The following is a 10,104-nucleotide window of genomic DNA, read 5'->3' as shown; positions in this document are numbered from 1 at the left end:
AGCTGATAGCTGATAGCTGATAGCTGATAGCTGATAGCTGATAGCTGATAGCTGATAGCTGATAGCTGATAGCTGATAGCTGATAGCTGATAGCTGATAGCTGATAGCTGATAGCTGATAGCTGATAGCTGATATCTATTCCCTTTTATTTTAGCTACAATACGCGCCGAACAAATTTTAGGTAATAGCCCTCTTGAAAAATCCCCAACATAACTCAGTATTAGTTTTGCGTGCTCAGCAAATTAGCGAATCGCGTCGCGAATTTAATGCCCGTGGCGGCAAAATGGATCGCTGTGAGCAGTGTTTAATTGCTAAGCATTACTGTATATGTGAGGGTGTAGAACAAGCGCAGTGCGATGCTGGCGTGTGTTTATTAATGTATCATAATGAAAGCTTTAAACCGTCAAACACAGGGCGTTTAATTGCTGAAATAGTCCCTGACAACTATGCATTTAGATGGGACAGAACAGAGCCAAGCGCTGAGCTATTAGCTTTACTAAACAACGCTGATTATCAACCTATGGTGATATTTCCAGCTGAAGATGTAGAGCCGGGCAGGGCAACCACCGAAGTAAACATTGAGCCTGGCAAAAAGCCATTATTTATATTTTTAGATGGTACCTGGCGCGAAGCTAAAAAAATGATCCGCAAAAGCCCGTACCTAGATAATTTACCGGTGTTGTCGATCACCGCTGATAAACTATCAGATTACCGTTTACGCGTTGCACCTCACGCATACCAGTTAGGCACTGCTGAGGTAGGCATTATGGTGTTAGCGCTCGCAGGTGAGCAAGATGCCGCCTTAAAGCTTGAACAGCACTTTATAAAATTTCGTGATGCGTACTTACTTGGTAAGCGAAATAAGGGCAGGCCACAGTAACTTAATTTTAGGCAAAGAAAAGCGCGCTCTATCTCTAGGCGCGCTTGCGGAATCTTCTAATTTTGCATCCTGCAATTGAACTTAATCAACTCCAATTTTTACTTATCCATGTGATTACGATATTACTTTTTAGTTCTATGTAATTTAGGCTATCCGGGCCTATCTCCTTTAAATCCCTGTACATCCTGTAGTGGTAAAAACTATTACCTATTCCTTTTGGCACATCCTAGTGCAGTCCATTAATTTACAATTCCATTGTGTTGCCTCAAGGGCCTGTCCATTTAATTCCTATCACATCCTGTTAAACAACTATCCGCTGTTGTTATCCTTGCTGTATCGTCCTGATACGTTCCTTTGTGCAACAATCCATTGCGATACTCATCCTGAGCCTGTCCTAATTTCCGTGTTGTCCGTAGTAACCTAATCATTGGTTGTTCGAGTAAGCAGTCCATTTCCTTTTACTCGATAAGCATCACTGCTTGGTTGATGTAGTAATTGTAGCGTGCTGGTGCAACTAAAATAGGTTAAAACGGCTATGGATTTACTTATAAAAAATGAGTGTTTATAACAAATTAAATAAAAACAGATGCTTACATTGTTTTTGCTGGGTTGTTATAGGTTTTTTTACTCATTAGCTGTCAGCTCTGTAAGAGATGTCTTACGCGGTATTTCCCTTTTGGTCATTAATTACTTATTTACATTTATGTAAAGAGTGTATATTTTCACTTATCACGATAAAATCCCCTGTAAATAATTACTATTTAGGTAAATTGATATGAGAACTGCACTGGCTATACTTACTTGTATTATTAGCGCTTCGCCTGCGTTTGCGAGCGATGTTGTTAATATTTACTCTTTTCGTCAACCGTTTTTAATTCAACCTATTTTAACTGACTTCACTAAGCAAACAGGCATTAAAACGAATGTGGTTTTTGCAAAAAAAGGGTTAATAGAGCGTGTTAAGCGTGAAGGAAAACACAGTAAAGCCGATTTAGTATTAACATCTAACTTTAGTGCGCTTATTCAGCTAGAAGACCTAAATTTAACGCAAAGTATTAAAAGTGATCGCATTAAAAACAATATTCCTGCGTCGTATAGAGATAGCGACGGGCAGTGGGTGGCATTAACTAAGCGGGTTCGTAATGTGTATTCATCAAAAGAGCGCCTAGGTGCTTTACCTGAACTCACCTACGAAGATTTGGCTAACCCACAGTACAAAGGACAAATTTGTACACGTTCTGGCAAGCACCCTTATAACCTTGGCTTAGTTGCTTCGATGATTGCTCATCACGGCGAGGAAAAAACTAAAACATGGTTAGAAGGTGTTAAAGCTAATTTAGCACGTAAGCCACAAGGTAACGATCGCGCGCAAGTAAAAGCAGTAAAAGAAGGTTTGTGCAATCTTGCTTTAGGTAATAGTTACTACCTTGGCAAAATGCTTCAAGATGACGAGCAAAAAGCGTGGGCTGAGTCTGTTTATATTAATTTTCCTAATCAGCAAAATCGCGGCTCACACATAAATGTTTCGGGTGCTGTCATTACTAAATATGCAAAAAATCCTGATAATGCCCTTAAGCTTATTGAGTTTATGAGCGAAACCAAAGCTCAAAATATGTATGCCTCTGTAAATATGGAGTACCCGGTTAAGCAAGGCGTTGAGCTATCAAGTTTAGTGGCCTCTTGGGGAAGCTTTAAAGAAGATGGCCTAGCACTTGATGAGATCAGTAAATATCGTCCGTTAGCCCTTAAGCTAATAGATGAGGTGAAGTTCGACCTTTAATGAATTTTATATTTAAGCTGTCTAAATGGCAGCTCTTTGCTTGGTCGACAGGGCTTTTATTGTCGGCCCCGCTGTTTTTTCTGATATATGAATCTTTACAAGGCGACTCAGAGGTATTTTCTCATCTGTGGGATACCGTGCTGTGGGATTATATTACTAACACCGTACTGCTTATTTTTGGCGTATGCCTGCTTAGCTGTGCAATTGCGCTACCGCTTGGTTGGCTCAGTGCGTATTGCTCCTTCCCCGGAAAAAAGCAATTTGAATGGGCGCTTATGCTGCCCCTTGCAATGCCTACCTATTTAATAGCCTATGTGTATACCGATTTGCTAGATTACGCAGGTCCTGTGCAAATAGCCCTAAGAGACTGGTTTGATTGGCACTCGCCAACGGATTATTGGTTTTTTGATATTCGCACTTTGCCCGGCGCTATGGTGATGATCGCACTTGTGCTGTATCCGTATTTATTTTTAATTTTTAAAACTGCACTGCGAGAGCAGTCATTTAAGCTCGTGCAAGCTAGTCAATTAATGGGTTTATCGCCTTGGCAAAGCTTTTTTAAGGTAAGTATAGTGCTTTCTCGTGGCTCAATTGTGGCAGCCCTTGCGCTCATAAGCATGGAAACCATGGCCGACTATGCAACGGTAAGTTACTTTGCAGTGAGTACTTTAACCACCGCAGTGTACGATACATGGTTTGGTTATTACTCACTCACGGCTGCAGCGAAAATATCGGGCGTTATGCTGTTACTGCTGTTTTTAGCTTTAATGGCGGAGCGCTTTAGTCGGCGTAACCAAGCCGTGTTTGAGCGTCAATCAGGTGTTAATAGCGAGTCGTTATACAAACTTAAAGGTAAACATGCATGGCTGGCTACGTCATTTTGCAGTGTTATTTTGCTCATTGCTTTTATTATACCTATGTTGGTATTGCTAAATTATGCATTAACTTACTTTGATAAAGCGTGGAACACGGCATTTTTTAGTTACGCGTGGCAAAGTTTACAAGTAGCTATTATTGTAAGCGTAGCCAGTATAATACTCGCTACACTAATCGTTTTTTATCAGCGTGTGGCAAAGCAAGGCTATTCTTTAATACCTGGTCGCTTAGCGAGCACCGGCTATGCACTGCCAGGTACGGTACTGGCTATTGCTGTGTTATTACCGCTTAGCGCATTAGAAAACTCAATAAATATAGCCCTTGAGAGCTACAACCTAGATATAGGTTTATTACTAACTGGCAGCATTGTCACTATTATAGTGGCTTACTTAGTGCGCTTTTATGCCATTGCGCACGGTGCTATAGAATCGAGCTTTGTACGTATTAGTCCATCACTGGATATGGCTAGCCAATCTATGGGTAAAAGCCAAGGGCAAACACTGCGCTTAGTGCACCTTCCTTTATTACGTCGAGGTCTTTTAACAGCTGCATTGCTTGTATTTATTGAGTGTATGAAAGAGCTGCCTGCCGCATTACTATTAAGGCCTTTTGACTTTGAAAGTTTAGCCACACATGTATTTCAATATGTGAGCGATGAGCAGCTTGAGCTTGCTTCTATTTCCGCTTTATTTATTGTTTTGGTTGGGTTGATCCCCTTGTATTTTATTAATCGTTCTATGGAGCAACGCAGTTAAATGAGCCGTTTAAATTTACAAGGCGTGGGTTATCACTACAGTGGCACGCACGTGCTACACAATTTAGATTTAACGGTGGGTCAAGACGAAATTGTGTGTTTGCTCGGAGCCAGCGGCTGCGGTAAAACAACCACCTTAAAAGCAATTGCTGGCCTTATTGAAATAAATGAAGGTAGCGTATTTATAGATGGCAAATGTGTAAGCGATAAGCATACATTTATATCACCAGAGCATCGTAATATAGGGATGATGTTTCAAGATTATGCCCTGTTTCCGCACCTCAGTGTGGCCGATAATATTGCGTTTGGGCTGGGTAAAATAAGCAAAGTTCAAAAACAGCAACGGGTAGAGGAAATGCTAGAGCTCGTGCATTTAATAGGGTGTGCAAAACGCTACCCTCATCAGCTCTCGGGCGGCCAGCAGCAACGCGTGGCTATTGCGCGGGCTTTGGCTTATAAGCCTAGTTTATTGCTTCTTGATGAGCCTTTTTCGAACATAGATACACAAGTACGCTTTGAGTTAATTGCTGATATTAGGCGCATTATTAAAGCGCAGCAGGTTTCTGCGGTATTTGTTAGCCACTCAAAAGAAGAAGCCTTTGCGTTTTCAGACACGCTAGCCATTATGCATCAAGGAAAAATAGCCCAACAAGGTACACCAGAGCAGCTTTTTGCCGTGCCAAAGACAAAGGAGGTTGCAGAGTTTCTGGGTCAGGGCATATACTTAGGCGCAGAAGTGTTAACGGCAACTGAATACATAACGCCTTTTGGTGTCGTGCAATCGCAGCATGAGCATACGCACAGTGCAATAAAAGGGGTGGTGTATATTCGTCCACACCATATTGAGCTTGCGCAAAATACGCAGGCCGATAACCCTCAAGGTGTGAGCATTTTAAGCCGTCGGTTTATAGGCTCGGCTTATGTTTACACTTTTGTAATTGCAGAGCAAGAGATTGAAGTTGCCGCACAATATGGCCAGTCATTTGAAATAAATGAGCAGGTTATAATAAAAATAAAACCTCACACGGTGAATTTTTTCGAATCATAACAAATGTGTTATTCGCTGTGTTTTATAAAGCTAAGGAATAACAATGGCGCAAGCGCAATCTGGGATTTGTGCTGAAGCAAACTTACACGGTTTGCATTTATTTTTTAATGTATTTGATGGTCAAGACGAGTCATTGCGTGCAAAGCTTAAGCGCGTAAGCGCAATTGAAGAAGAGTTTAGTGATCAGTTCTCCGAAGCCATGCTCTCTTGCATGGTGGCTATAGGCGCGCAATATTGGCCGCATATACTACCTGAATATATCCCAAGCGAGCTGCAAAGCTTTCCTAATATAAATCACAGTGATTTTGTTATGCGCGTACAGCCATGTGATTTATTCATACAAATTCGCTCAGACCGAGAAGATGTTAATCACCTTTTTGCATTGCAAATATTAAAGTTGTTTTCGCCCGATGTAGAGCTGGTTGAACAAATTCGCAATTTTAGGTTTTTAGATGGGCGAGATTTTAACGGCTTTATTTATGCAGGCGACACCCCACATGGACGCCAAAAACGAATCACGGCACTGGTTAATAACCCCGACAGCTTTGAACACCAAGGCAGCTATATTCATGTACAGCGTTATAAACATGACCTGAGCGTATGGCAGCATTTATCACTAAGCGAGCAAGAGCATATTATGGGGCGCACGCGTTTAGATAACACTTTAATTGAGTCTAAGGTAGATACTAGCCACGCGACTAGAAGTGAGCTAAAAGATGAGAGCGGCCAAGCTATACTGCTTAACCAAAGCATGCCGTATGGCGATGTTTACGAGCAAGGCATGCTAAGTATTACATGCTCAGCATCGGGAAGTGCGTTTGAAAAGGTACTTAACAGCCGCATAGGAAAAGGGGAGTGTTACGACCACTGGCTTGATTTTACTCAAGCCGATATGGGCTCAGCGTTTTTTGCGCCGTCAGTTAGTTTTTTAAAACAGCTTTAAACCGTATCAAATAAAATACGTACGCGCTCTAGTGTAATGTCTATTTCAGATATTTTTGCTGGCGCAATAAAAATAGTGTCATCTCCGGCAATTGTGCCCAATACACCATCCGCTTTGCCTAGTGAGTCTAATAAGCGGGCAATTAACTGCGCAGCGCCTGGGCTGGTGGTTATAATAATCATCATTTCGTTATGCATAATATCAATAACAAGCTGACGTAGTGGGCTTTTAGCAGTCGGTACGCCCATTTCTGCGGGTAGGCAATAAACCATTTCTTGTTTAGCATTACGGGTACGCACAGCGCCAAACTTACTAAGCATGCGCGACACCTTACTTTGGCTTATATTGTCAAAGCCTTGCTCTTTTAATGCTTCGACTATTTCGCCTTGCGAGCCAAAGTTCTCTTCTTTTAAAAGTGCTTTAAACGCTTTTACCAGCGCTTCTTGTTTGTCTTGTGGTTGCATAGTCTTTATTCATTTTTGTTATTTATAATGCAAATTCTACACAAAAATGAATAATTATGCAGCAGTTGTTTAGTTAACTTGCCAGTTTGCTGCGATAAACCAACAAAGTTTACAACTATGGTCGAAAATATACCTGAAATAAGCAGGATAAATTTGTTTTTAGTCGCTAATTTCATTATCTTAAGAGCCACAAATATTTCCTACCTCAAATTACGGAGAATTCCAATGAAAGTTGCTGTATTAGGTGCTGCAGGCGGTATCGGTCAAGCGTTGTCTTTATTATTAAAAACAGGCTTACCAGCTGGTTCTGAATTATCACTTTACGATGTTGCACCAGTTGTACCAGGTGTTGCGGTTGACCTATCTCACATCCCTACAGATGTTAAAGTAGCAGGTTTTGGCGCAGACGATTTAAATAAAGCGCTTGAAGGGTGTGATATCGTACTTATCCCAGCGGGTATGCCACGTAAACCAGGTATGGATCGTGCGGATTTATTTAACGTAAACGCAGGTATCATCAAAACATTAGCAGAAGGCATTGTTGCTAGCTGTCCTAAAGCGTTAGTGGGTGTTATCACTAACCCAGTAAACGGCACTGTACCAATTGTTGCTGAAGTATTCAAAAAAGCAGGTACTTACGACGCTAAGCGCGTATTTGGTATCACTACGCTTGACGTAATTCGTTCAGAAGCATTTGTTGCTGAGCTTAAAGGCGTAGACGTAGCAACCGTTAAAGTACCAGTAATTGGTGGCCACTCTGGCACAACCATTCTACCTCTACTTTCTCAAGTTGAAGGCGTAAGCTTCACTGAAGAAGAAGTAGCTACACTTACTCCACGTATCCAAAATGCAGGTACTGAAGTAGTAAATGCTAAAGCGGGCGGTGGTTCAGCTACATTATCTATGGGTGCTGCTGCAGCACGTTTTTGTATGTCTTTAGTTAAAGGCCTACAAGGTGAAGACGTAGTAGATTACGCATACGTTGCTGTTGAAAATGGCGATGCAGAGTACTTTGCTCACCCAGTACGTTTAGGCACAAACGGCGTAGAAGAAATTCTTTCTTACGGCGAGCTAAGCGCATTTGAAGAAAAAGCTAAAAACGACATGCTTGAAACTCTGAAAAAAGACATCAAAGAAGGTGTTGATTTCATGGCGTAATAGCCAAGTTATGCACAAAAAAGCCTGCTTATGCAGGCTTTTTTATTGCTCGAAAATTATGGCCCTTAAATACTGATTAAGGGAGGCTGCAAAGTTAGTGATCTCGCTCTACAGCTATACGCGCTAAGCTGATTAACGCTTGCTTGTACTGCGACTCTGCTAAAAAGTCTAAACAGGCAATGGCCTTGTCTGCTTCTTGCTGCGCCTTTTGCATTGTAAATTCAAGTGCGTTGGTTTGTTTAAGTGCCGTTAAAATAGCCTCAAGGTTATCCATACCGTTGCAATGCTCAATGGCATCACGAATAAGGGCTCTTTGCTGATCACTGCCGTGCTTCATCGCATATATTAGCGGTAAGGTTGGCTTACCTTCTGCTAAATCATCACCAATATTTTTACCTAATTGGTCAGCGTCTGCGTTGTAATCAAGCACGTCATCAACTAACTGAAAAGCAGTACCTAAATGCATACCATATAAATTAAGCGCATCTAACACACTGTTATCTTGCTCGGTAATAATAGCTGCAAGCCCTGTAGCGGCTTCAAATAATTTAGCCGTTTTAGAGTAAATAACCTGCATGTAACTTGCTTCGGTGGTATTAGGGTCGTTGCAATTCATAAGTTGCAATACTTCGCCCTCAGCAATCACGTTGGTGGCATCAGCAAGCACTTGCATAATTTGCATTTTGCCAAGCCCCACCATAAGTTGAAACGAGCGGGTGTAAATAAAATCCCCAACCAGCACGCTGGCAGCATTACCAAATTCGGCATTTGCAGTCGGTGTACCACGGCGCAGGTTAGATTCATCAACAACATCATCATGTAATAGTGTTGCAGTATGAATAAATTCAACAATCGTTGCCAAAGTAATGTGATCTTTACCTTGGTAACCCAAAGCTCTTGCTGCCAATATTGCCAGCATCGGGCGTACGCGTTTGCCGCCGCTGTTAACGATGTACAAACCAAGTTGATTGACTAACGCCACATCTGAGCGCATTTGCGCGTGTATAAGTTGATTGACGTCATTCATATCGCTTTCGATTAACGCCTGGATAGCTTTTATATCCATTGATCTCCGAGCCAATTTTTATGTGTGAACGGCGCCGATTGTACAACAAAAAAAGCACTAGCTCGATATTTTGTGACGATTCATTAAAAAAACCGAGTTAAAAACCTTAATTAGCGCTTAATTAGGGTATTTAATTGTATATTTTACACTCAAAGGGCGGCTATTTATTGCGCAGCCAATGGGTTCTGGAGTAGGCATAGCGACACGCAAATTTATTTTGTCTTTGCACTAAAAAGCGCTTGGCAACAGGGCAATTTAATATAAAATGGGGGAAATATTGAATTGCTCTCAATGCAGCTACTTTTTATTCATTTTAATTACAAAATAGGCTTGCTAGTTTTTATGCATTAGCGTAAACTTCGCGCCCTATCGAAGAATATTTTAGTTGCGTCGATTTGAGGGCGCACAGACGGAGTTAATTATGTACGCGGTTTTCCAAAGTGGTGGTAAACAGCATCGTGTGACTGAAGGTCAAACGATTCGTCTTGAAAAATTAGACGTTGAAACTGGTGCAGCAGTTGAATTTGATTCAGTACTTTTAGTTGCTGATGGTGAGAAAATCGAGATCGGTGTACCGTTCGTAAACGGTGGTAAAGTAACAGCTGAGGTTGTTTCACATGGTCGCGGTGAGAAGATTAAGGTTGTTAAATTTAGACGCCGTAAGCATTCTCGTAAGCAAATGGGCCATCGTCAATGGTTCACTGAAGTTAAAATCACTGGCATTAGCGCTTAATTAGAGGTACTTAGAAATGGCACATAAAAAAGCAGCTGGTAGTACTCGTAACGGTCGCGATTCAGAAAGCAAACGCCTAGGTGTTAAGCGTTTTGGTGGCGAATCAGTTCTAGCGGGTAGCATCATTGTTCGTCAACGTGGTACTCGTTTCCACGCTGGCGCAAACGTAGGTATCGGTAAAGACCACACTATCTTCGCAAAAGCAGATGGTAAAGTTCAATTTGAACAAAAAGGTCCTTTAAACCGTAAATACGTAACTATCGTAGCTGAGTAATCAGTAAGGTAGTAAAAAACCCCGCCTTTGCGGGGTTTTTTGTTTTCAGAAACGTCAAATATATACCCAAGCCTGCATTTACGTTGGCTTGGGTATATAATAGTTAAATTAAAGCCAATCCCTAAAGT

At 41.5% G+C, this 10,104-nt stretch carries 10 protein-coding genes; 8 read left to right on the top strand and 2 right to left on the bottom strand.

What is annotated here, in order from left to right; translation table 11 throughout:
* Positions 1–193 precede the first annotated feature (193 nt).
* The 5 genes from PSH50_RS07085 (at position 194) to PSH50_RS07065 (ending at position 6,281) form a co-directional block, all read left to right on the top strand.
* Complete coding sequence (locus PSH50_RS07085) at positions 194–880, top strand: tRNA-uridine aminocarboxypropyltransferase (protein WP_029773351.1); 687 nt, start codon at positions 194–196, stop codon at positions 878–880.
* 775 nt (positions 881–1,655) lie between these two features.
* Positions 1,656–2,660 carry a Fe(3+) ABC transporter substrate-binding protein gene (locus PSH50_RS07080; protein WP_029773350.1) on the top strand — a complete coding sequence of 335 codons (1,005 nt, stop codon included), beginning with the start codon at positions 1,656–1,658 and terminating at the stop codon, positions 2,658–2,660.
* Positions 2,660–4,291: an iron ABC transporter permease gene (locus tag PSH50_RS07075; RefSeq protein ID WP_273609440.1), complete on the top strand. Its 1,632-nt coding sequence runs from the start codon at positions 2,660–2,662 to the stop codon at positions 4,289–4,291. The genes PSH50_RS07080 and PSH50_RS07075 overlap by 1 nt, the downstream gene beginning before the upstream one ends.
* Positions 4,292–5,338 (top strand): ABC transporter ATP-binding protein, encoded by a 1,047-nt coding sequence (locus tag PSH50_RS07070; protein WP_273609439.1) that lies wholly within the window; start codon positions 4,292–4,294, stop codon positions 5,336–5,338.
* Between the two features lie 43 nt (positions 5,339–5,381).
* Positions 5,382–6,281, top strand: coding sequence for a Dyp-type peroxidase (locus tag PSH50_RS07065; protein ID WP_273609438.1), 900 nt, complete (start codon positions 5,382–5,384; stop codon positions 6,279–6,281).
* Here the strand turns inward: PSH50_RS07065 and argR are convergent.
* Positions 6,278–6,745: a transcriptional regulator ArgR gene (argR, locus tag PSH50_RS07060; RefSeq protein ID WP_004587918.1), complete on the bottom strand. Its 468-nt coding sequence runs from the start codon at positions 6,743–6,745 to the stop codon at positions 6,278–6,280. The two genes, PSH50_RS07065 and argR, sit on opposite strands and share 4 nt — an antisense overlap.
* Positions 6,746–6,970: 225 nt before the next feature.
* Between argR and mdh the strand changes: the two genes are divergently transcribed.
* Positions 6,971–7,903: a malate dehydrogenase gene (gene mdh, locus PSH50_RS07055; RefSeq protein ID WP_004587919.1), complete on the top strand. Its 933-nt coding sequence runs from the start codon at positions 6,971–6,973 to the stop codon at positions 7,901–7,903.
* 94 nt (positions 7,904–7,997) lie between these two features.
* Here mdh and ispB read toward each other — a convergent pair whose 3' ends face one another.
* Positions 7,998–8,969, bottom strand: coding sequence for an octaprenyl diphosphate synthase (gene ispB / locus PSH50_RS07050; protein WP_054982281.1), 972 nt, complete (start codon positions 8,967–8,969; stop codon positions 7,998–8,000).
* A 421-nt stretch (positions 8,970–9,390) separates the two neighbouring features.
* Between ispB and rplU the strand changes: the two genes are divergently transcribed.
* A complete protein-coding gene (gene rplU, locus PSH50_RS07045) occupies positions 9,391–9,702 on the top strand; it encodes a 50S ribosomal protein L21 (RefSeq protein ID WP_004587921.1) in 312 nt (103 codons plus the stop codon).
* 16 nt (positions 9,703–9,718) lie between these two features.
* Positions 9,719–9,976 (top strand): 50S ribosomal protein L27, encoded by a 258-nt coding sequence (gene rpmA / locus PSH50_RS07040; protein ID WP_004587922.1) that lies wholly within the window; start codon positions 9,719–9,721, stop codon positions 9,974–9,976.
* The last annotated feature ends 128 nt before the right edge of the window (positions 9,977–10,104 follow it).

Source organism: Pseudoalteromonas sp. Angola-7, from assembly GCF_028599255.1.
In the GTDB taxonomy this organism is placed as follows: domain Bacteria; phylum Pseudomonadota; class Gammaproteobacteria; order Enterobacterales; family Alteromonadaceae; genus Pseudoalteromonas; species Pseudoalteromonas atlantica.
This window is presented reverse-complemented; position numbering and strand designations above follow the sequence as displayed.